The 22,128-nt window shown below is 40.0% G+C and carries 24 protein-coding genes; 10 read left to right on the top strand and 14 right to left on the bottom strand.

Annotated features, from left to right (window positions below; all coding sequences use genetic code 11):
- Window positions 1-18 precede the first annotated feature (18 nt).
- The 3 genes from H5123_RS04100 to H5123_RS04110 form a co-directional block, all read right to left on the bottom strand.
- On the bottom strand, window positions 19-636 hold the full coding sequence (locus tag H5123_RS04100) for a LysE family translocator (RefSeq protein WP_124015822.1): 618 nt from the start codon (window positions 634-636) through the stop codon (window positions 19-21).
- A gap of 104 nt (window positions 637-740) precedes the next feature.
- Window positions 741-1,781, bottom strand: a complete 1,041-nt coding sequence (hppD, locus tag H5123_RS04105; protein WP_124015823.1) for a 4-hydroxyphenylpyruvate dioxygenase — start codon at window positions 1,779-1,781, stop codon at window positions 741-743.
- Window positions 1,782-1,849: 68 nt separating this feature from the next.
- Window positions 1,850-3,010, bottom strand: a complete 1,161-nt coding sequence (locus tag H5123_RS04110) for a homogentisate 1,2-dioxygenase (RefSeq protein ID WP_124015824.1) — start codon at window positions 3,008-3,010, stop codon at window positions 1,850-1,852.
- Window positions 3,011-3,229: 219 nt separating this feature from the next.
- On the opposite strand from H5123_RS04110, the gene H5123_RS04115 reads away from it, so the two are divergent.
- A complete protein-coding gene (locus tag H5123_RS04115) occupies window positions 3,230-4,159 on the top strand; it encodes a LysR family transcriptional regulator (protein WP_124015825.1) in 930 nt (309 codons plus the stop codon).
- 187 nt (window positions 4,160-4,346) lie between these two features.
- Window positions 4,347-5,135 carry a TIGR00266 family protein gene (locus H5123_RS04120; RefSeq protein ID WP_124015826.1) on the top strand — a complete coding sequence of 263 codons (789 nt, stop codon included), beginning with the start codon at window positions 4,347-4,349 and terminating at the stop codon, window positions 5,133-5,135.
- 149 nt (window positions 5,136-5,284) lie between these two features.
- Here the strand turns inward: H5123_RS04120 and H5123_RS04125 are convergent, their stop codons facing one another.
- Both H5123_RS04125 and H5123_RS04130 read right to left on the bottom strand, forming a co-directional pair.
- The gene (locus H5123_RS04125) at window positions 5,285-5,752 is read right to left on the bottom strand and encodes an EVE domain-containing protein (RefSeq protein ID WP_182697117.1); all 468 of its coding nucleotides are present in this window, start codon (window positions 5,750-5,752) and stop codon (window positions 5,285-5,287) included.
- 156 nt (window positions 5,753-5,908) lie between these two features.
- The gene (locus H5123_RS04130; protein WP_182697118.1) at window positions 5,909-6,322 is read right to left on the bottom strand and encodes a YccF domain-containing protein; all 414 of its coding nucleotides are present in this window, start codon (window positions 6,320-6,322) and stop codon (window positions 5,909-5,911) included.
- A 197-nt stretch (window positions 6,323-6,519) separates the two neighbouring features.
- On the opposite strand from H5123_RS04130, the gene H5123_RS04135 reads away from it, so the two are divergent.
- A complete protein-coding gene (locus H5123_RS04135) occupies window positions 6,520-7,491 on the top strand; it encodes a 1-aminocyclopropane-1-carboxylate deaminase/D-cysteine desulfhydrase (protein WP_182697119.1) in 972 nt (323 codons plus the stop codon).
- A 226-nt stretch (window positions 7,492-7,717) separates the two neighbouring features.
- Here the strand turns inward: H5123_RS04135 and H5123_RS04140 are convergent, their stop codons facing one another.
- The 5 genes from H5123_RS04140 to H5123_RS04160 form a co-directional block, all read right to left on the bottom strand.
- The gene (locus H5123_RS04140; protein WP_124015830.1) at window positions 7,718-7,891 is read right to left on the bottom strand and encodes a hypothetical protein; all 174 of its coding nucleotides are present in this window, start codon (window positions 7,889-7,891) and stop codon (window positions 7,718-7,720) included.
- Between the two features lie 722 nt (window positions 7,892-8,613).
- Window positions 8,614-9,300: a ChrR family anti-sigma-E factor gene (locus H5123_RS04145; RefSeq protein WP_182697120.1), complete on the bottom strand. Its 687-nt coding sequence runs from the start codon at window positions 9,298-9,300 to the stop codon at window positions 8,614-8,616.
- Window positions 9,293-9,955, bottom strand: coding sequence for a sigma-70 family RNA polymerase sigma factor (locus H5123_RS04150; RefSeq protein ID WP_124015832.1), 663 nt, complete (start codon window positions 9,953-9,955; stop codon window positions 9,293-9,295). Before H5123_RS04150 ends, H5123_RS04145 begins: the two co-directional genes overlap by 8 nt.
- 159 nt (window positions 9,956-10,114) lie before the next feature.
- On the bottom strand, window positions 10,115-10,705 hold the full coding sequence (locus tag H5123_RS04155) for an LON peptidase substrate-binding domain-containing protein (RefSeq protein ID WP_182697121.1): 591 nt from the start codon (window positions 10,703-10,705) through the stop codon (window positions 10,115-10,117).
- 58 nt (window positions 10,706-10,763) lie between these two features.
- A complete protein-coding gene (locus H5123_RS04160) occupies window positions 10,764-11,276 on the bottom strand; it encodes a lipocalin family protein (protein ID WP_220487545.1) in 513 nt (170 codons plus the stop codon).
- A 254-nt stretch (window positions 11,277-11,530) separates the two neighbouring features.
- Between H5123_RS04160 and H5123_RS04165 the strand changes: the two genes are divergently transcribed.
- Window positions 11,531-12,472, top strand: a complete 942-nt coding sequence (locus H5123_RS04165; protein ID WP_124015834.1) for a chemotaxis protein CheV — start codon at window positions 11,531-11,533, stop codon at window positions 12,470-12,472.
- 49 nt (window positions 12,473-12,521) lie between these two features.
- Here H5123_RS04165 and H5123_RS04170 read toward each other — a convergent pair whose 3' ends face one another.
- Together H5123_RS04170 and H5123_RS04175 are read right to left on the bottom strand one after the other, a co-directional pair.
- On the bottom strand, window positions 12,522-13,196 hold the full coding sequence (locus H5123_RS04170) for a hypothetical protein (protein ID WP_404948297.1): 675 nt from the start codon (window positions 13,194-13,196) through the stop codon (window positions 12,522-12,524).
- A 238-nt stretch (window positions 13,197-13,434) separates the two neighbouring features.
- On the bottom strand, window positions 13,435-13,794 hold the full coding sequence (locus tag H5123_RS04175; RefSeq protein ID WP_182697124.1) for a DUF2750 domain-containing protein: 360 nt from the start codon (window positions 13,792-13,794) through the stop codon (window positions 13,435-13,437).
- 498 nt (window positions 13,795-14,292) lie between these two features.
- Between H5123_RS04175 and H5123_RS04180 the strand changes: the two genes are divergently transcribed.
- The 3 genes from H5123_RS04180 (at window position 14,293) to H5123_RS04190 (ending at window position 16,430) form a co-directional block, all read left to right on the top strand.
- On the top strand, window positions 14,293-15,540 hold the full coding sequence (locus H5123_RS04180; protein WP_182697125.1) for a lytic murein transglycosylase: 1,248 nt from the start codon (window positions 14,293-14,295) through the stop codon (window positions 15,538-15,540).
- 83 nt (window positions 15,541-15,623) lie between these two features.
- Window positions 15,624-16,106: a peptidylprolyl isomerase gene (locus H5123_RS04185; RefSeq protein WP_124015838.1), complete on the top strand. Its 483-nt coding sequence runs from the start codon at window positions 15,624-15,626 to the stop codon at window positions 16,104-16,106.
- A 96-nt stretch (window positions 16,107-16,202) separates the two neighbouring features.
- Entirely contained in the window at window positions 16,203-16,430 is a 228-nt protein-coding gene (locus tag H5123_RS04190; RefSeq protein ID WP_124015839.1) for a DUF3389 domain-containing protein, read from the top strand.
- A gap of 267 nt (window positions 16,431-16,697) precedes the next feature.
- Here the strand turns inward: H5123_RS04190 and H5123_RS04195 are convergent, their stop codons facing one another.
- On the bottom strand, window positions 16,698-17,729 hold the full coding sequence (locus H5123_RS04195) for a glutathione S-transferase family protein (RefSeq protein ID WP_182697126.1): 1,032 nt from the start codon (window positions 17,727-17,729) through the stop codon (window positions 16,698-16,700).
- Window positions 17,730-17,942: 213 nt separating this feature from the next.
- On the opposite strand from H5123_RS04195, the gene H5123_RS04200 reads away from it, so the two are divergent.
- The 3 genes from H5123_RS04200 (at window position 17,943) to H5123_RS04210 (ending at window position 21,013) form a co-directional block, all read left to right on the top strand.
- Window positions 17,943-18,611, top strand: coding sequence for an alpha/beta hydrolase (locus H5123_RS04200; RefSeq protein WP_124015841.1), 669 nt, complete (start codon window positions 17,943-17,945; stop codon window positions 18,609-18,611).
- Between the two features lie 313 nt (window positions 18,612-18,924).
- Window positions 18,925-20,643, top strand: a complete 1,719-nt coding sequence (gene ushA, locus H5123_RS04205) for a bifunctional UDP-sugar hydrolase/5'-nucleotidase UshA (protein WP_124015842.1) — start codon at window positions 18,925-18,927, stop codon at window positions 20,641-20,643.
- 196 nt (window positions 20,644-20,839) lie between these two features.
- Entirely contained in the window at window positions 20,840-21,013 is a 174-nt protein-coding gene (locus tag H5123_RS04210; protein WP_182697127.1) for a hypothetical protein, read from the top strand.
- Window positions 21,014-21,226: 213 nt separating this feature from the next.
- Here the strand turns inward: H5123_RS04210 and H5123_RS04215 are convergent, their stop codons facing one another.
- Complete coding sequence (locus H5123_RS04215) at window positions 21,227-22,072, bottom strand: D-hexose-6-phosphate mutarotase (RefSeq protein ID WP_182697128.1); 846 nt, start codon at window positions 22,070-22,072, stop codon at window positions 21,227-21,229.
- Window positions 22,073-22,128: the final 56 nt, after the last annotated feature.

The raw sequence follows: 22,128 nt of genomic DNA on the forward strand, positions 1-22,128 counted from the left end.
GTCAGTGGGATTGTATGGTTAGCCTAATGCTAACCATATACCAACAACGATCATTAAACTCCCAGCAATACGGTTCATCCAACGAATGTTATCGCCGCGGCTTAAGAATAAACGTAAGCTTTTGCCACCACTGGCATAAGCCAACATAGAGACACTTTCGGTGATCATGATAATCCCGAGTAACACCGCAAGTTGTGGGCCAACGGCATAATCGACATTAATAAACGGTGGCAATAGTGAAATCATAAAGGCCCAACCTTTAGGGTTCGCAATGGCGGTGATAAAACCTTGACTGATTAAACTGACTCGGTTGGTTTTCACATCTAGGCCAGTAATGATGGCCATTCTGCCTTTGGCGCGCCACATATTAATTCCAATATAAGCCAGGTAGGCGCCACCCACCCACTTAAGGATATCGAACACTTGTGGATAATTTAACATGATGCTGGCCACCCCAAGTACTGCCGCAATGGCGACCAATGCCACGCCCACTAATTCACCGAGCATCATCCATAATGTTTTACGCACACCAATGCTCATGCCGAGGGTCATGGCTAATGTCATGCACATCCCAGGGGTGATAGACACAAAAAAGAATGTAGGGATAAAAACCGCAAGAACAGCATAATCTGGCATGGGTAACGTCTTTGGTTAGCAATATGGATGGCAGAGTGTAATGGCCTAAAATGATAAAAACCAGCACTTTGCTGGTTTTTATGTATCACTTAGTGTCTATAAAATTACAGCACACCACGTTTCATTTGATCACGTTCAATGGATTCAAATAATGCGGTAAAGTTACCCTCGCCAAAGCCAAGGTTATTTTTACGCTGAATGATCTCAATGAAGATTGGCCCAAATAAATTTTTGGTGAAAATTTGCAGTAAATAACCGTCATCATCACCATCAACCAAAATCTGGTGATGCTTGATCCGATCGTGATCTTCCGTGACCTGTGGCAACTTATCGAAAATAGTGTCGTAATATTCAGGAATAATATCCAGAGTCTTAATTGAAGTGCCTTCCATTGCATCTAATGAAGCAACAATATCACGGCTTCTAAATGCTAGATGTTGCACACCTGGGCCATTGTATTCACCCAAGTATTCATCAATCTGGTTTTTGTCGTTGCCTTTACCTTCGTTAATCGGAATGCAGAAGCTGCCATCTGGAGAACGCAAAGCATAAGACACTAGAGCCGTTTGCGCGCCACTAATATCAAAGTAACGCACTTCGGTAAAACCAAAGATATCTTTATAAAAGTTAGCCCATTTTTCCATAGTGCCTTTGTAGACATTATTGGTTAAATGGTCGACTTCCATAAAGCCTTTTTCTGGTGTGACGATAGGCTGCTCTAAATCAACAAAGTCAGTTTGATAAATATTGTTTTGTTCGCCAAAGATATCAATAAAATAAATTAAGCTATCGCCAATGCCATAAATAGCCGGATACGGCATGTCTTTGTTGGCATCATCTGCCGGTTTTGCACCTCGAGCCACCGCTTCGGTATATGCAAAATTAGCATCTTCAACCCGCCAACCCATTGAACAAATAGCTGGGCCGTGTGATTTAGCAAAGTCTGCAGAAAAGCCTGCGCGGCCTTTATTCAACAAAAAGTTAATGTCGTTTTGTTTGTAATAAACGATGTCGTTATTTTTGGCTTTTTTTAACATTGAAAAACCAAAATCAATAAACACTTGATGCATATATTCGGTATCTGGACTGGCAAATTCGGTGAATTCAATGCCTAATAGGCCCAGTGGGTTTAGTTCGCTTGCCATTTTTTTTTCCTTTATTTTATGTCAACACCATCACTCTTAGATGACTTAGGGTTGATATAAATGTGGTCTTAGTTTTCTAACCAAGAGCGATTGTAATCATCACTCATGCAATTTTTTACATGAGCGGTTAAATTCAGTGGGGCGAAGGTATCGACCATCACCGCGTATTCGTAAGTTTCAGTTTTGCCGATAGAGGCTTCGGTCCGTCCAGGTTGCGGGCCGTGGGGGACACCTTTTTGATGTAAGGTCATGTAGCCGGCTTCAATACCGGTACGGCTCATAAAATCACCGTCGACGTAATACAGCACTTCATCGCTATCGATATTGTTGTGGTAATAAGGCGCCGGAATTGATCTAGGGTGGAAATCGTATGGCCGTGGCACAAAGTTACAAATTACAAAATTGTGTGCAGTAAACACTAAATGTTCAGATGGTGGTAAATGAATTTTGCCAACTTTAGGGGCATATTCACTGATGTTAAATGCCCATGGATAGACACAACCATCCCAACCGACTAAGTCAAATGGATGCCATTGAAGTGTCATCTGTTGATAGCGATCGCCAAACTTACACATTAACGGGAATTCGCCTTTTTCGACCACAGCCTCGGTTAAGGTTGGGGTTCGAATATCACGCTCGCAATAAGGAGCGGACTCGAGCATTTGGCCATATTCATTTCTAAAATGCTTAGGCACCTCTACCATTGACGAGGATTCAATCACAAACAAACGTACATCTTGATAATCGTTAAATTTTAGCTGGTAGGTGGTTCCGCGCGGAATAATTAAATAATCCCACTTCTGAGTATTGATAACACCGTACTCACTTAATAGTTGCCCTTCACCTTGGTGAATAAACACCACTTCATCGGCATAAGCATTGCGATAAAACTCATTAGTGTCTTCAGTCACTTTAGCCGTGTACATGGCGACATCATTATTGAAAAATATTTTATTGCGGGCACTAAAAAAATTGCCTTGGCAGTCGGCTTGGCGCGAGTCTAATTTGTAATTTTGAATGAGCGGATCTTGCCATTGTTCGCCATGTGACAGAGCGTAAGGTTTAACATCGATCGCTTTGGTTGGCATATTATGATGATATTTATTGGAATAAATATTTGAAAAGCCATGGGTCGAAAATAATTCTTCACGGTACAACTCACCATTATCTTTTTCGAAGGCAATGTGACGTTTGGTCGGGATCTGACCTTGCTTAACATAGAATGGCATGTGATTGTCCTATGGTGAATCGACTGCGAGTGTCGTGGCGTTTATGTTATTTATTGTTATGGCCTAATCTCATTGGCTAAACCAATATGTGATCTAACTAACAATTTAGTGGTAAAGATCAACAAAAAAAAGAATAATAAATAACTCAACTCAATCGACTTTTTTGATTGTTATGTTAGCTTTACATTTGTGTATGGATAACGGGACAGTGGAAATCTTATGCGAATAGATATAGATGCCTTTAATGTACTGCAAGTACTTGTTGAAGAAGGAAGTTTTGCAAAAGCTTCAGAACGGTTACACAAGGCACAATCGGCAGTAAGCTATCAGATTAAAAAACTGGAGCAACATCTGGGGGTAACATTATTTAATCGAGATCATTATCGAGCGGAATTAACCCCCGAAGGTAAAGTGATTTTGGCCGAAGGGCAGCGCTTATTACAGCATTTAGCCAATATTGAACATCTTGCCAGTCGCTTTAGTCAAGGATGGGAACCTAAACTTGAATTAGTGATAGACGGCGCACTGCCGATGGAACCGATTATGACCGCATTAAAACGGATGTCGGAGCATAACATACCCACTAAAATTCAACTCAATATGGAGTTTTTAGGCGGTGTACAGCATCGATTTGAACGTGATCAAGCCGACTTAATGCTAGTGAAAGACTATCGTACCGGGCCCTCTTATCATCCTAAAGCATTGCCTACCATTACCAGTGTGCTGGTGGCATCATCACAGCATCCATTAAGTCAGCTTAAGAGGATTAGTTTGCCTGAGTTACAGCAACATGTAGAGTTGACCATTGAAGATTCATCTCCTGGTAAACGTGACCGCGATGAAATGCAGTTTGGCGGCGATAAAGTCTTTTATTTGTCGGGCTTTATCATGAAAAAAAATGCCTTACTAAAAGGCCTAGGTTTTGGCTGGATGCCGGATTTTTTAATTACTGAAGAATTACATCAAGGACAACTTATTGAAGTTGATTTTATTGGTGGTAATAGGTTTAGTTTTACCCCGCAACTAGTATCAACTTTAGAGCGACCACTTGGTCGAGCAGGGCAATTATTTACTGAATTAATTTTGCAAGAATTTGCCCAATATCAGCAACAGCAACAATTAGGGTTAAGTGGTGCTGGATTGGGTTAATCATTGGCATACGTCTGCAGAGCCATCAACAGATTTATTGGGCAGCCTAGCATAGTTAAAAGTTGTCGTGTTAAATTGCGGATCCTTTTGTTATTTTATAACATTGTTACAGGGAAATTATTTAGCTTTGTTTGGCGACAACAATGTTAGGCGACAACAATCAATAATAAATTTTTAAGGAATGAAAATGACCAGAAAATGCCATGAAGTAGATTATGAAATTATCGGTTCTAGTATGCAGCTTGTTGAAGTTGAACTTGATCCAAATGAATCAGTGATTGCTGAAGCAGGCGCGATGACCTATATCGAAGAAGATATTAGTTTTGAAGCTAAAATGGGTGATGGCTCTGAGCCTGAATCTGGTTTCTTTGGCAAGCTACTGGGGGCTGGTAAACGTGCCATTTCGGGTGAGGGGATTTTTATGACTCACTTTACCAATGAAGGTCAACATAAACGAAAAGTGGCATTTGCTGCGCCGTTTCCTGGGACTATTTTGGCGATCGACTTAGCTCAACATCAAGGCGAACTTATCTGCCAGAAAGACAGCTTTTTAGCAGCGGCTTTAGGTACGCAAGTGAGTATGAAGTTTAATAAGCGATTAGGAACCGGTTTTTTTGGTGGTGAAGGTTTCATTCTACAAAGCCTTAAAGGTGATGGTATGGCATTTGTGCATGCCGGTGGCACACTGATAAAAAAAGAATTACGTGGTGAGACATTGCGAGTTGATACTGGGTGTTTAGTCGGATTTACGCCCGGGATTGATTATGATATTCAGCGCGCTGGTTCTTTAAAATCAATGGTGTTTGGTGGCGAAGGTTTGTTTCTTGCGACCTTGCAAGGTCATGGGACAGTATGGTTACAAAGCTTACCGTTTTCTCGCATGGCTGACAGAATTATTGCTCATGCACCATCTCGTGGTGGCAAAGATCAGGGTGAAGGATCTGTGCTTGGTGGAATAGGGCGGATGATTAACTAATCTGGGCATTGGCTGATCTTATTCATTTTCGTTCGTAATTAGATGCTCAGACGATTTAGCGCTAATTGTCTGAGCCGTCTTTAGGAAGCGGCTTTTAAAAGGATGGTTGCCTGTTACCGACCAGCTGCCCAGTGGTTAATTCAAGGTTATTAATCTACGTTTGTTAATTTCATTATGTGTTGGTATTGCTCTTGTGTGACGGGCTGAACACTCAGGCGAGTACCTTTAGCCACTAGTACCATATCTTGCAGTAAGGGATCTGCCTTCAATTGCTTCAAGCTGACTGGGTTAGAGAATTTGGCCATAAATTGAATATGCACTTGCCACCAACGAGGTGCAGTGGCGTCAGATTTCATATCAAAATACGCTGAGCGGTCATCAAAAGCGCTGACATCAATTTGAGGCTGACTGCTAATGTTGGCTAAACCTACAATGGCAGGTAATTTGCAGCTAGAGTGGTAAAACAACACTAGATCACCCAATGCGATTTGATCGCGAATATAATTACGTGCTTGATAGTTACGAATACCTTGCCAAGCAACCGTTTGCTGCTCACACATCTGAAGATCATCAATGCTAAAGTCATCTGGTTCAGACTTCATTAACCAATAGTTCATGCGATTCCATTACTGTCATTAAAGAGAGTGAATTACTTTTCTGTGCTTGATTATGGCAATGTACACGCTGCGAAGACAATTAGGCAAATAAAAAGCCGATAGCACTGTGCTATCGGCTTTTTATAACAGTGGTCATTCAACAGTTATTAATGAATGCTAATAAGTCGGTTTGGCAATAACAGTTTGACCAATAGGGGTTAAACTTAATAAGGCTAACTTAAGATGTTGTAACGCGAAAGGAATACCTATAATTGTTACAAAACAAGCCAATGCATGGACTAGATGGCCAATCGCAAGCCAAATACCAAAGCATAAAAACCATATAACATTACCGACTAAACCTAACGTGCCAGTGCCAATATCTTCTTGGCCTGAAAGGTGTTTTCGGTTAACCGTTTCTTGCCCAAATGGCCAGAAAGCTAGCTCGCCAATAACAAAACATGCACGGCCAAATGGGATACCAATGATACTGATAAAGCATAATAGCCCCACCAACCACCATGCTAGGCCCATGATAAAACCACCCATAAGAAACCAAGCAATATTAAAGATTAAGCGTAAAAGTGACATTTTCAATCCTATCAATAGTCAATATTACTTAGAATATAGCGATATTCATGCCATCTTTTTAACTGTTTGATTATAATAGGTTAAATGTTAATTTTTTACTTTATGATTAGGTGTGTGTGATGAGTAATACAAATGAATCGATGAGATTTATCATTTTTTAGTTAAAATACTCATATTACAGTTGATTAAGGCAATGTATGTTTTCGATAAGCCCAGTACAAGCGATGAACTTTGATGGACGCAGCATCTATATTAAACGGGATGATCTATTACATGCTGATTTTAGTGGTAATAAAGCGCGTAAATTTTATCATTTCCTGCATCATGATTATTCACACGTTACCCAGCTAGTGGCATCGGGCTCGGCACAAGCCAACTCATTATACTCCTTGTCTGTACTTGCAAAGCTGCAAGGATGGAAATTTGATTACTATGTAAGTCATATCAACACATTCTTGTTACAACATGCTCAGGGTAACTATGCTGCTGCGATACAAAATGGTGCCAATATTATTGATGTCAGTCATTTGGCCGATGCCGAAAACCTTCAAGGTATGCATTTAGACGATGCGATGCAACACATTGTGTCGTCGCATCCAAATTACACAGATAAAAATCAATTACTATTTATTCCCGAAGGTGGACGTTGTGGGTATGCCGAAACCGGGATAACACAACTCGCCACTGAAATTATTCAATGGGCTCAAGACCGACGACTAAATGAGTTGATGGTATTTCTCCCCTCAGGTACGGGGACCACTGCGGCTTATTTAAATAAACAAATTATTCAACAACTGACTCAATTATCATTAACGGAAGTTTTTGCTATTGAGGTGTTAACTTGTAGTACTGTTGGCGGAGATAAATATTTACGCCAACAGTTTTCACAATTAGTTGATGAGATTTATTTTCCTAGAATTATTAATGATGGTCATAAATATCATTTTGGGAAATTATCACAACGTTGTTTTGATATGTGGAAAACAGTTTGCCAGTCGGGAATTGAATTTGAATTGTTGTATGATCCGGTTGGCTTTTTAGTATTACAACATTATTTAAATAGTCAGGCTGTCAGTGCCACCAATGTTCTTTACATACATCAGGGGGGAGCCTTAGGCAATAAAACCATGTTACCAAGATACCAACGAAAATTTCCTCACTCGGTTTGATCACACCAGTGCAGGATACATTTTTGCTACAAGGTATTGATAGTAAGAGAAATAGGTTTTTTAGATGGTTAACTTGGGGTTTAAAATTGAAGAGTAACTTGAAAATAAGCTAGTGAGCTATTCATTTTACTCTGTTTTAATAAACATCGGTAATTGAGAGGAGAATACCGAGAAATGAGTTTATTAAATAACAGAGTAAATGATTAACGCAAAGCGTTAGGGGGGATTACTTATTAGCTGATAATAACCATTTCATGAAGTTTATTGCTTCAATACGCTTTGAAAAGGTTTTTTTGTTTTTACCTAGGCTGTCGGTAAAAGCAATTGAGTTTTTGTTTGACGAAATAGAATTAACTGGAAAGCTAACTGAAATTTCGTGTCCATTAATGTTGTATGACATTGGCCACACTCCTTCTATATATTCACCCATTAGGTGAGACAATTGTTCAATAAAATATCCTTGGCATTTTTTAGTGTTGCAAAAGATTAATGTTTCGAGATTTAACTTAACCTATCTTTTACTCACTAATCAAGTGTTGTTATGTGAATAGTTGATTAAGGTCTAATTTGTGTCTACAACTTTTATGTTGCCACATAGCCTAAAATCACAGGAATACATACAGCACTTAATTTGTAAGTTGAACATAGTTTTATGACAATAAGATTACGCCAATAGAAATTATCATATCAACAGAAATCAATTGAATTTAAAACAATGTACAGAAGCTTGTCTTGGGTTTATTTACGAAGTGAAGTTGAGCAGACTTACAGGTAGGTAACCAAAATTAACAAGAAAACTAAATCTGTGTAGATAATATACTGAGTGTTTGCATATGGCAATAGTCTTTTTCAATTTTTAATCAAATTAATGTGCTTTTCGATTAAAAAATAGCTAATCCTAATGGCATTACTGGTTATTCATAGGATAATTTCACTGCGTTATACAGTTTAGCTCATAAAAATGGATGATGAGGTACCTCATCATCCATCTTCTAAATCATTCTTTTAGAAGAAATTAAACTAATAATCTAACTTATGCCGCCATCATCAGCTAAGTGATAAGTTGGCATACGTAAGATATCTTTGCAGCGAGCAGTAAATAACTCGCAAGGATATTGATATTTAGTAAATTAGATCACCAATTGGATTTAGTAACTTACTTATACCTTTAGTGAAGTATAAGGGCGCATCGACTACGGTGTAACACAAACAACCATCAATTGTTTTAGGTGAATGTTGGTGGGCTTTATCAAGCAACATAAAATCACCTGGTTTATAAGTGTTATAGCAATCGCTAAACTCTCCTGCCAGTAACAAGGTTAACTCTGCACCTTTATGAGTATGCTCAGGTATTTCACCATTAGCAGCAATGTGTAACAAACTCGCTCTTGCTTGCGGCTCTCCGGTATCAAGTCTTAAACGACTCACTTTACCAATACCTTGCCATGATGCATTGATTTGATTGCGAAATGCTCTTGGTAAAGGGTAATGCTGACCTTTGATGTTAACACTGTTATCTTCTGTCTTGTCGATATTCGTCGGCTGCTCGGCCGATAATGTATCTAGAGTTGAATTTAATAACTGGCTCAATAATGCGTCTAACTGATCATTATCTTTACTGTTAGTGAATTGTGGTGCTACTGCCGATTCAAATTGCTGTTCAGACATGGCAATTGTCATCTGGTCAAGCTGCTGTTGGCAATGCTGACAAAACTCAGCATGGGCAGAGATTGCAATCGACATGGACAGCGGTAATTCGCCTTTAGCATGGAGAGACAGCATGTGCTGGTCAGGGTGGTAATTAATCATAGTGTTTCTCCATAAAGCTTTTCAATTTTTCTAAACCTAGTCTAAGTCGAGATTTAACCGTTCCAATTGGAATATTAAGTTTGTCTGCAAGCTCTTGTTGAGTCAGCTCTTGCATATAAATACCTTGTACTACTTGGCGTTGTAAGGGAGGTAATTCCTCTACATGTTGCAATAAAGAAGCCGACAATAAGAAGTCATTGTCGTCATTTTCTGCATCATCAGATTCAAACAATGGCCAAATGTCATCACCAAATGCATCTTCGCGGTTATGTTGCACTTTGCGAAGCATGTCAAAGCATTGATTACGCATTATGGTGAAAACCCAAGTGCTTACAGCTGCTTTATCTGCATTATAAAGATGTGCTTTGGTCCATACTCGAGTCATTGTCTCTTGCACTAAATCCATTGCTAAGCCCTGTTGACTTAAACGCTGTACGCCAAAAGAATTAATTTTAGGGCCAAAATGCGAAAAGAGTTTGGCAAAGGAAGTCTTGCATCGATGATTAGCGACTTTCATCATTAATGCAGCGAGTTCATCTGCCATTGGATTTGGTTCGTCTGATTTCATAGCACCGCTTCGTTTAATTAGGGATCTCTGTGCAAGATGTCCCTTATCATAACGATTTTGTGCGCTTTGTGATTGAATATTTTCCATTATTTTCACTCGCATCCAATAATTACGTCATTAAGCATAATTAATTATCTTATCGATGCAGTTGCTAATGTGGCCTAAAAAGACATTAGCAACTTCATTGACAAACAATAGCTATAATCATGTATACGAAAGCTCACTTAATTAAGATCACTCTTGTTATTATTTTATGATATCGAATAAGAATGATTTAGCTAATTGGTGGTCATGACTATTTATACACTGATATTTTTGTTTTGAACTCAATGGGATAATTTCAAGCCAACGCTGGCATACCCAAGACATATCATTAAAACTTTCTTCAGAGTAATGGGCCAGATGCTGCGGATACTGCTGTAAAATTTGCTTTAACGTTTGACTCAGTATTTTATCTTTTTTTCGGTTAATCTTATTGCTTTGAGCCGGTTCAATTTGTTGTTCAATGATATCGCTTGGCCAAGAATCAATTAAGCTGACGTCACCTCGTTTCAAGCCGTCATCATCAACGCTAATGTGGTTAATGGTGAAGGTTTGTTTTCCTTGAACACTGATGCCTAATAAGCCATCGTCAAGCGTCTCAAAGTCGATAATTTGGGTTAACGTACCAATAGGTAGAATGGTTTTTTTATCATCAGCCAGCATACATAAGCCAAACCCAATACCACTCTTTAGTGATTCAGATACTAAGCGTTTGTATCTGAGTTCAAAAATGCGTAATTGGGTATATCCCTGAGGCAATAAGCAAACGGGTAGTGGAAATAATGGGATATTCATAACGGCACCTGTGTCAGATATAACAAATAAACTTACTTAATGTACGTGTAAAAAGAGCTTAACGATCATCTTTTAATGCGCCTTGATCCACCCAAATTAGATTGTTGGTATTAATCCCCAATGCTGAGAGTTTGTTTATAAAACCTTGTTTGGTGTTGGGGTTAATCACAGCTGTTCTCGAGAGGATCCATGCATATTGCGCGTTAGGGCCAATCACTAGGGCATCGGTATATTGACCATTAGGCTCTTGGATTACGTCATGTATTTGGTATGCGCCATAAAAAGGACCAAAAAATGACACTTTAAGTAAGCCTTGGTCACTGCCATCAATAAAATAAGCTTTACCATTAGCTTCATCCCATTGCTGTTCATCTTGTTTAAATCCACGGTTAGTCACCACAACCTTGCTTCCTTGAAGTGTATATTGTGCGGTCACATGGGACATATTTCGCTCAAATGAATGATCGAGGCGGGCGATTTCATACCAAGTTCCTAAGTACTGATTTAGCTCAAACGGTTTTACAACAGTGACCGGTTTATCGATTAAGGTACAAGCAGATAAACTCATCATTGAAAGCCATATGCTTAAGTGCCTCAGAGGTTGGGTGATATTTACCATGTATAACCTTTGCAGAAAGTTTGCGAGATGCAACAGCTTGCTTCTCTAATAAAATATGATACGAATTAAGGACGCTTTTTGATCTTGTTTAAAGTTTTTTTCTTTTTTGGGGGATAAATCTTGTTTTAACACTGTTAATAAATCTTTTTTAAGTATAATTAGCGTTAATAATACATTTTTACGTTGTTTGTAGGTGGGACTCGTCCATGAGAAAAGTGCTCGATACGGTTGATCAAAGGACTAAGCTAGTTGGCGAAAATCGTTTAGAACTATTGCTGTTTCGCATTAACTCGACCCAGTTATTTGCCATTAATGTATTTAAAGTTAAAGAGGTGGTTAAGTTACCTCCGCTAAGTAACTTGCCTGGCAGTAACCACAACGTCTATGGTGTCGCTAATATTAGAGGGGTGTCGATCCCGGTGATCAATTTGCGTGAAGCAATTGGTTTTTCACCTATGCCGGTGACTGAAGACAGTAACTTGATTATTACTGAATATAACCGCAGTGTGCAGGGTTTTTTAGTCGGTAAAGTTGAGAATATTGTTAACATGACCTGGAGTGATATTATGCCTCCGCCTAAAACCTCTGGAGGGCATAATTACTTAACCGCGATAACTAAAATAGAAGACCAAGGTCAATCACGATTAGTATCCATTATTGACGTAGAGAAAGTCTTAGCTGAGATCATTAGCTATGATGTGAAGTTGTCAGATGGTGTGCTTGATGAATCTCTGACTTCTCATATGCCAGGGCGTAAGATATTAGTCGTCGATGACTCCTCCACAGCTCGCAAGCAAGTGAGGGACACATTAAGTAAGTTAGGCATTGAGATCCTTGAGGCATCAGACGGGCTACAAGCGTTACGGTTATTACAATCGTGGGCCGATAAAGGTCAAAACGTTGCCGAAGAATTGCTTATGATGATAACCGATGCAGAAATGCCTGAAATGGATGGTTATAAGTTGACTCATGAAGTCCGTAATGATCCCCGAATGGCGGCATTATTTATTACACTCAATACTTCTTTAAGCGGCAGTTTTAACCAAGCTATGGTAAAAAAAGTCGGCTGCAATGAGTTTATTTCTAAATTTCAACCCGACTTGTTAGTGAGTGTTGTTCAAGATCGTTTACGTGCTATTCTTTCATAGGCAATAGCATAAATCGTTAACCAGAGGCACGTATCCAGAGTGGATTGAGTTATTGAGCCGCACCTTGGTCCATATCTTCGATTAACTCATCAAGAATTCGACGCTGGTTTCCAGGGGTAATACCAATATTGAGCCGAGCTATTTTGACCGCATGGCCAAATTGGGCTTTACCCAATAGCGTAATGAGCTGCTGTAAAAAAATACTGTCTAAAGACAATGTTTGGCTGTAGTGGCTAATGGCTTTAGTGAGTGACGTAAACACAATGCCGTCAAATTCAAAACCTGTTTTATATTGACTCACATCGCCAGCAATCTCGCCATCGAGTAATATACCTTCCAGACTTAATGGCCAACCTCTTGCATTCATTCGACTTTGTGCAATTTGGTACATCATCCAAGCACTTTTTTTAAAGCCTCCAAAAATCATACAGTCAAATTCTGATTGTTCGAGTTCTTCTTCAGTCCAGTTAATTCCAATGGCCAAGTCTTTACGGTATAAATGCATTAAATTGTCTTTTACTGCATCTCGACAATCCCAAATAGAGGTCAGCAGATTTTTCTTGGCTAGCATATGGCATTCTTTACACGCCGGAATCGTTAAAGAGGGGTGGGGAGTGTGAGTCATTCTATAATAATCAAACAATTGATTACTTGGCTCGTTACAAAACCAACATGTATGACGTTTATCAAAAGGAATATCAATCTGTGTAGGCATGGATGCAATACTATTAATGAGCAGTGAAATGATGGCTGAACTTAGTCGCTAAGCGTAAATTAATCTGAGCTTAGGATTATCATACGCAGCGATAACACCAAGCTGTGGCTTGTGAGTTATCACTGCGAATGGCGCTCTTTGAATGACCTACAAAGTCGAACCTAGTGTAAAGAATAACCTTAACAAAAGGTAAAGACGCTGTTTAAAGTGCGCTTTTTATTCCATATTCAGCTTAAATTAGTGACGATTATTCTTTTTCAAAATCGACTAATTCTTTAGCGAGTACGATAGGATCAATTTCTAAGCACTCTTGTTCTGCTTCCCAATTAACACCGATTAGAACGCCATCGTCATTTAAATCACTCACCCAGTATTCTAAGAACTCCGTTAGCGTAATAGTAACCGGATTATAGTCAGCCCATTCATCAGTGCAGTGACTTTTTGCTGCAGCTTCGCTTGACCAAAGTGGCATAACATCTGTTTCTTCAAATTCTGATGAGTCACATACTACCCAACCCTCACCAGTTTCATCTTGTAAGCCCCATAAGACTTGATGTTGTTTTACGCTTTCGATAAAGCTTGATAATGCTGCAGTTTGTTCTGTCATGATTAATCGCTCAAATGAGTTAGAATTAATGTCATTATACGGACTCATTGAATAAGGAAAAGGCTTAATTAATGACAATTATATTTAGGTGGAGACTTAAGCAGTGTTTAAAGGCTAAATTGACTCATTATCTTGTGACTCTGCGGTAAATGAGAGCAGCATAGATAATAGACACATCAAAAGTGTTTCGGTGATAATAGCTAGTGGCTCGTTGTTGTTGCTGCAAGTCTTTATGGCATGGCTCCTATTAAACTAACGTTTAAATGCGATGATTGCTTGGTTTTATGAGGTATTCATAATGGATAAACCATGGGGCTATTTTAAATGCTGCTGTGGTTTTGAGTCGGTTCACCATGATTGCGCACTTGTTAGCAGATTTTTCATTTTTCACTTCGGTTTAGCATAAATAAACAGGGTTTAATGTTAACAGCTCTTGTTTCCTTAAGGCTGATGCGTCACGATATTCAATATTCATTTTGCGTAAATTAAGTGTTGTTCATGGCCCATAAAAGACGTTTATCTGTGTTTATTGCTTCAATGTTTTTATCTAGTACCTTATTAAGTGCTTGTGCGGTATCGGCATCACCCGATCCTGTTGCGGATGTTGCTCCTGCTCAAGAGCAAGCTGATTTTGCAACTTGTGTCGTTACGTTACAGCAAAAAGCTAAAGCCGCAGGGATTTCACAACAGATTATCGACACTACAGTGGCAAATTTAAAGTATGTCCCTAGAGTGATTGAATTAGATAATCAGCAACCTGAATTTACCACCACCTTTGGTGATTACTTTGATAAACGTGTCACTGCGTGGCGAGTTGAGCAGGGTAAAAAAATGTTGGCTGAACATAAATCATTATTAGCTAAGCTCACAAAAGAGTATGGCGTACCAGGGCAATACATTGTTGCTTTCTGGGGGCTAGAAACTAATTTTGGGAGTTATAAAGGCAGCATGCCTGTGCTTGATTCATTAGCCACATTAGCGTGCGATCCAAGACGTAGTGATTATTTTACTGGTGAGTTACTGCAAGCGTTGATCTTAAAGCAGCAGTATAATTTTGCCGACAGTAAAATGGTTGGTTCATGGGCCGGAGCTATGGGGCATACTCAATTTATGCCAACCAATTATCGAAAGTATGCGGTAGATGGCGATGGCGATGGTGTTGCTGATTTATGGAACAGTACTGATGATGCACTGACATCTGCGGCAAACTTTTTACAGCATCTAGGTTGGAAAGCAGATGAACGATGGGGGCGTGAAGTGTTGATTCCTAGCGATTATTCTTTTGCTTACTTAGGCGGTAAACATCCTCTACCACTGGTTAAGTGGCGTGAGCTTAATGTTAAGCAAGTTAATGGTCAGCCTTTGTCTACACCAGATATGCAAGCAGCGTTATATTTGCCAGCAGGGCACACAGGGCCTGCTTTTTTAGGATATGACAACTTTAATGTGATAATGCGTTGGAATCGTTCTGAATTTTATGCCATTTCAGTGGGGCATTTAGCCGATCGTATTAATGGTGGTGCGGTATTAACCCGTGCAGTACCTAAACAGCCAAGGCTAAGCCGAGAAACGGTCAAACAAATTCAGCAAAAGCTCAATGATGCTGGTTTCGATGTGGGTAAGCCTGATGGTATTTTAGGGCGTAATTCAGTATTAGGGTTACAAGCTTTTCAACATGAAAAAGGGCTTATTGCTGATGGATTTCCTGATGTAGAGACGTTTACTGCCTTGGGTATCAAACTATAATCAGTATTTTTATGAGCATTTTTTGTGGATGCATTAGTACGCTTTTGCTAAGCTTCGGCAAATTTTTGAATTAAGGAACGATAATGAGCATTAAAGACAATATGGTCGTGCAGTTTAATTACACGCTACGTGATGAAAAAGGCGAAGTACTTGAATCAAACGAAGGTCGTGAGGCGATTGCCTATTTGCATGGTCATGACAACATGATGCCTGGTATTGAAGATGCGATTAATGGCAAAGAAATTGGCGAGAAATTCACTATTACTCCGCCAGCTGCAGATACTTATGGCGAACGTCAACCAGATTCTGAGCAGCGCGTGTCGGTTAAACACCTTGTAGGTGCTAAAGTATGGAAACCGGGCATGGCTGCCGTGGTGAATACTGAGCAAGGCCAGCGTCAAGTGACCATTATTAAAGTCGGTAAGTTTATGGCGACGGTTGATGTTAATCATCCACTTGCTGGCCGTGAATTAACTTTCGACATTGAAATTGTCGGTGCCCGCGATGCATCTGATGAAGAAATTGCCCATGGTCATGCCCATGGCGCTGGTGGTCATCACCACTAGTAGGGGACCGCTTGGGTAAATTGATATTTACTTATGGTTTAACCCTGTACCGATCCCAAGTGAAGACTTGGGATTTTTTGTTTTAAGAGAGTAGATATGATTATTGATTTCTCATTAGGTAAAATTATTGTCACTGTGCATGAAATTCAGTGCCGGTTTCATGATAGCCAATTAGTGCTTACCGCATCCATGGATGACATTAGCTGTTTTCATCAAGGCTTAGTGATTGTTGCCGATGCAGGAACGGTGAGGTGGAGTATTAAACTGGATAATCCAGCGCAATTAGACGCGCTATTGCAACACACTGGCATTCAAGCGCAATAACTTAATTTGTATCGGCTTAGTGGCAAGATGAATGAGAATAGGCTGCTCGGCTATGAGCCTTGATTCACTTGAATGACAAACTGAAAGTATTGACATGCTATGAGCGATACATGACATGTCAATACGATTACTATCTATTTAATATCCAACCAAAGCGAACCCAAAGTTTGTGGCTTATATTATTGCTGCCGTTTTCGCTGCACTTCTGACTGCGTATTGCCGCGAGTCCATTAAACTCCCAAAGCGTGTTCAAAAACCTATGACAGATTAACCTTGTGGGTGAGATGTTGACGTCATTAGTTGCTCACGGTTATGTGGGCGTAAAAAGTCAATATCAGGCCCGGCAGGGACGATTTGAGTCGGATTAATTTGTTGATGGCTAAAGTAATAATGCTGCTTGATATGATCCATATCGACTGTGGCAGCAATCCCAGGTTGTTGATATAAATCACGTAAATAATCTGAAATATAGGTCATGCTTTCGATTGTATTGCGGTTGGTTTTAAAATGGCCGACATACACATTGTCAAAACGGATCAGGGTAGTAAATAGACGCCAATCCGCTTCAGTAATGCTATCGCCCAATAAATACCGTTTTGTGCTTAAGCGGGTCTCGATGGTGTCCAGCGCCGAGAATAAGGCATCATAAGCTTCTTCATAAGCGGCTTGTGAGGTAGCAAAACCACAGCGATAAACCCCATTATTGATTTTTTCGTAAATGAACTCATTGAGTTGGTTTATCTGCGGTTGTAAGGCTTGAGGATAATAATCGAGTGTATTGCCGGTAATATCATTAAAGGCGGTATTGAACATTCTAATGATTTCAGATGATTCATTACTGACGATAGTGTTGGTTTTTTTGTCCCACAATACTGGTACTGTGACTCGACCATTGTAGTGTGGTTTCGCTAATTGATAGATTTGGTATAAAAAGTCTTTTTGATGTAAAGGATCGGCTTGAGCCCCTGCTATGTGTTGACCAATTTTGCCATCAACAGCATTGGCAAACTCCCAGCCGTTTTCCCGCATATGTGCTTCAACAACAGTAACATCAATAAGTGATTGTAATTGCTTTAATTCTCTAAAGATAAGGGTGCGGTGCGCCCAAGGGCAGGCTAGAGACACATACAAATGATAGCGGCCTGCTTCTGCAACAAAGCCTGCGTCGCCAGAGGGGCCAGCTTGGCCATCCGCAGTTACCCAATGACGTAATTGCGCATCTTCTCGAACAAACTCACCGCCATTTTCTTCGGTTGCATACCATTGATCGACCCACTGGCCATTTTGTAGTAATCCCATATATCTCATCTCCTTAGTGGCTTTAGTCTTAGGTTACAACAAATAAAATCGAATAAAAGTGTAATTAATCGCTAGTTTTGTTCGATTAAATTAATTACATTGCCGTCAAGGTTGATTATTTGTGGTGATGGGGTGTGAATAGATCGATGTTAAAAATCAATTGACGTAATATAGCCTGCAATATTTTATTGCATTGATAGGATTGATATATATATGTCTTTTAAGCTAGAAAAAATTGTAATCGAGCCGCAAACACCTGCAACAGCATGCGTTATTTGGCTTCATGGATTGGGTGATTCAGGTGCTGGCTTTGCGCCCGTCGTCCCCGTATTAGGCTTAGCTGGTCAGCACAGTATTCGTTTTATTTTTCCTCATGCACCAGAACAAGCAGTGACCATCAATGGCGGTTTTGTTATGCGCTCATGGTACGATATTAAAAGCATGGATTTACACGATCGCGCCGATATACAAGGTGTTATGGCGTCTGAGCAAGCCATCCGTCAGTTAATTGTTGAGCAGATTAATAGTGGTATACCTGCTGATAAAATCGTTTTAGCTGGTTTTAGTCAAGGTGGGGTCATGAGTTTGTTCACCGGGCTGCGTTTTGAACAAAAACTGGCCGGTATTATGGCGTTATCATGTTATTTACCCGGTGGCGAAACATTGCCAGAGCAACTTGCTGATGCTAATGCTCATACTGCTATTTTACAACATCATGGTGAGCAAGATGATGTTGTCCCGATGTTTGCAGGTAAAATGGCTTATGACGCACTGATTGCGGCAGGTTATCAGAGTACCTGGAAAACTTATCCGATGGCTCACAGTGTATTGCCTAATCAACTTGCTGATATTGGTCAATGGTTGCAGCAAGTATTGAAATAACGCAAGTTCATCACTGTTCTTATACAAAGACAATAATCGTTATTGTCTTTATATAAAAAAATCAATCTATTTAAATGGCTTAGCAGCAAAAATGCTTAAGCCATTTTTTTTACTTTAGTTTAACATACCCATTAACATGGTAATTGTTTTTTACTGGGAACTATTGAGGTGTAAGTTATTGTTAAATAATGTATTAAAAATCACATTCTGTCATAAAAGTGACATCAAAAACCGTCAATCTTTGTTATCATTCTGGCCGTGAATAGGATAATTCACGGATTTAAAAATATAAATTATAACATCGGGGTAAATCATGACAAATATGTTAATTAAAGGATTAGTCGCAACGGCTGTACTAGCAGCGTTGACCGGTTGTGGCAGTGACGACGACAATACCGCTGTCGTTGCACCGACGACGTGTGCCGAAGCTGGTGCAGATTGTAAAATATTTACAGTATTACATACCAATGACAACCACGGTCGTTTTTGGGAAAACGGTGACGGCGAATACGGTATGGCAGCACGTAAAACGCTGATTGACCAGATCCGTGCTGAAGTTAGCTCAAACGGCGGTGAAACGATTTTACTTTCGGGCGGAGATATCAACACTGGCGTCCCAGAGTCAGACTTACAAGATGCAGTGCCAGATTTTATTGGTATGAATGAAATTGCTTATGACGCAATGGCAGTCGGTAACCATGAGTTTGATAATCCACTTGCGGTATTAGATTCACAACGCTCAATTGCTAACTTCCCAATGTTAGCGGCTAACATTTATAAAGCTGATGGCACTCGCTACTTTGATGCTTACAAAGTATTTAATATAAATGGTTTGCGCATTGCTGTGATCGGTTTAACCACTGAAGACACTGCGAAGATTGGTAACCCAGAATTTATCAAAGATTTAACCTTTACCGATCCAACCACTGAAGCAGCAAAAGTGATTGCAGAAATTAAAGCTGCAGATACTGCGGATCTTATTTTTGCAACCACTCATATGGGTCACTATGCTGATGCAATGAATGGTAGTAACGCCCCTGGCGACGTCGCCATGGCTCGTGCTCTAGCAGAAGGTGATTTGAATGCCATTATTGGTGGTCATTCACAAAACCCAGTATGTATGGAACCAGGTACAAACGATTACGCTGACTTTGCTCCTGGCGATGACTGTACGCCTGATATGCAAAATGGCACTTACATTATGCAAGCTCACGAGTGGGGTAAGTATGTCGGTCGTGCTGATTTTGAATATTTCAATGGCGAGCTTCACCTTGCTAGTTACAAGTTAATCCCGGTTAATTTGAAAACATCAGTGACTGATGCAGATGGCAATAAAACGAAAGTATTGGTTGCTGATGAAATCGCCGCAGATGCAGACTTAAAACAACTACTTTCTTATTATCAAGAACGTGGTCAAGGCCAACTTAGTGAAGTGATTGCTACCACCGATGGTTTATTAGACGGCGAACGTGCAAATGTACGTAATATGCAAACTAATTTAGGCCGTTTGGTTGCAGAAGCGCAACGCACTAAAGTCGGTGCCGATATCGGTGTAATGAACTCTGGTGGTGTGCGTGCTTCAATTGCTGAAGGTGATATCTCTTACCGTGACGTGTTAACCGTGCAGCCTTTTGGCAACATGGTAACGTTAAGCACTATGACAGGTGCAGAAGTCACTGAGTACTTAAACACTGTAGCATCTTTCCAACGTGGTTCTGGCGCATATGCACAAATCACCGGTGTGAAAATGACAGTAGATTGTACTGCTCAAACAGTTGCTATCAGTGAAATCAATGGTAAAGATTACAGTGCCACTGACTCATACAGCTTTACTGTACCAAGCTTCAATGCTGCTGGTGGTGATGGCTATCCTGAGCTTGCACCAATTCAAACAGGTTATGTTGATGCAGAAGTGTTATACACTTTCTTCAAAGATAAAGGCACTATTGCGGCTGCAGATTATGCTCCAATGGGTGACATTGTTTATGAAAACTCAAACAGCCCACTAGGTTGTGAAGTAACAGCAAACTAATTAGCCTCAGTTTGGGTAAACAGATGGTATAACCATTTCTTATCTCGACCAAAGGTACGATTGCAAAAAAGGCAGCTGAAGCTGCCTTTTTTATTGGCTGCTATTTAGTTGACTTACAGTGGATTAAAGGGCTAATGTGATTGGAGAATATAGTGACTGATGAACAGTTCATTGATTGGGTTGAGAGAAAATTAATATGACAGGTATCTACAGAGTCGTGGTCTTAATCGCATTAATTGCGCTGGCGTTGACATGTTATTTAGCCGGCAGCCAAACCGGGGCGGTGACTTTTTTTGTGGCTGGAGGATTACTTGAAACTGCTTTTTGGTTTGGTTTGTTTCGAAAATCTACCAATCGAACCATTAATTAATTCTCACAGCTAAGCTGATTAGTCATTTTACGATAAGCGATTTGCTCTATGTGAGCGATATCCTTAATGCTATTAAGCAACATGTGATAATCAACAGGCAGCCGAGGCTGCCTTTTGATTATGCTGAAGTCAAATTAGTTTGATAACTGCGTGTTTCATCAGTCTATGGCTGACATGATTAGCCACAATTAAGTGATATTATTTCCAGCCTATTTATTTCCAACCGATATGAGTGGTTAACGTGTGGGTTTGTCCTGGCGCTAACACTATGCTGTCGTCTCGCACGTTGGCTGCTTCTAAACAGACCATGGTTAAGTAATCATCATGATTAAACCGAGATAGGCGGGTTGACTTGTCTATCCAAGGGTTCCATAACACTGCGGATTGGCTGTTTTCCCGGCTCACCACAATCGTTCCATTTGGAGTATGTAATTCCTGAATGGGCGCTAGTTTGGTATAAACTCTATCGGTTTCTCGATCAAATTTAACCACATCGTCGACTTGTTCAAAAGGTCCTTGATCAAATTCAATGTATTGTGAACCGCTAAATCCACTGGCCTTAAGTTGGTGAATATCTTCTATGGGGAAATAGCTATGCAATGCTTGTGTGAGCTCGATGTCGTAATCTGCATTGTTAATATTGATGATGCTTACCGATAATGTTTCACCTAAGTTAAATAGCACCTTCACTTGGGTATTATGCGGCCAATACTGCTTATCTATTTCGCTGGCGGGCAGGGCAAACAGCAACGCAACAGATTGATCGCCCATGTTGATGGATTCTAATGACCAAATCTTATTGCGCGCAAAACCATGCTGCGGAAAGCCTTGGATATCGCTCATCCCAAACCAAGGCCAACAAACTGGAATTCCACCTCTTATGCCATTGCCTGGTTGGTAATCGTCGGCACTTGATACCCATAAAAGTGGTGATTTTCCACTGGGTGTAAATTGATCTATTTGCGCCCCTTGCAAAAAAATACGCGCTTGGCAAAACGCGGTATCGACAGCAACATAATCGAGACCATTGGCATGTCTCTTGGTGGTAACTGAACCCATAATCTGTGTCCTTATATGTGTGAATCCAAGCCGATAGCTTATAAATGAACAGAAGC

The sequence above is a fragment of the Shewanella sp. SR43-4 genome (assembly GCF_014163845.1).
GTDB lineage: Bacteria > Pseudomonadota > Gammaproteobacteria > Enterobacterales > Shewanellaceae > Shewanella > Shewanella vesiculosa.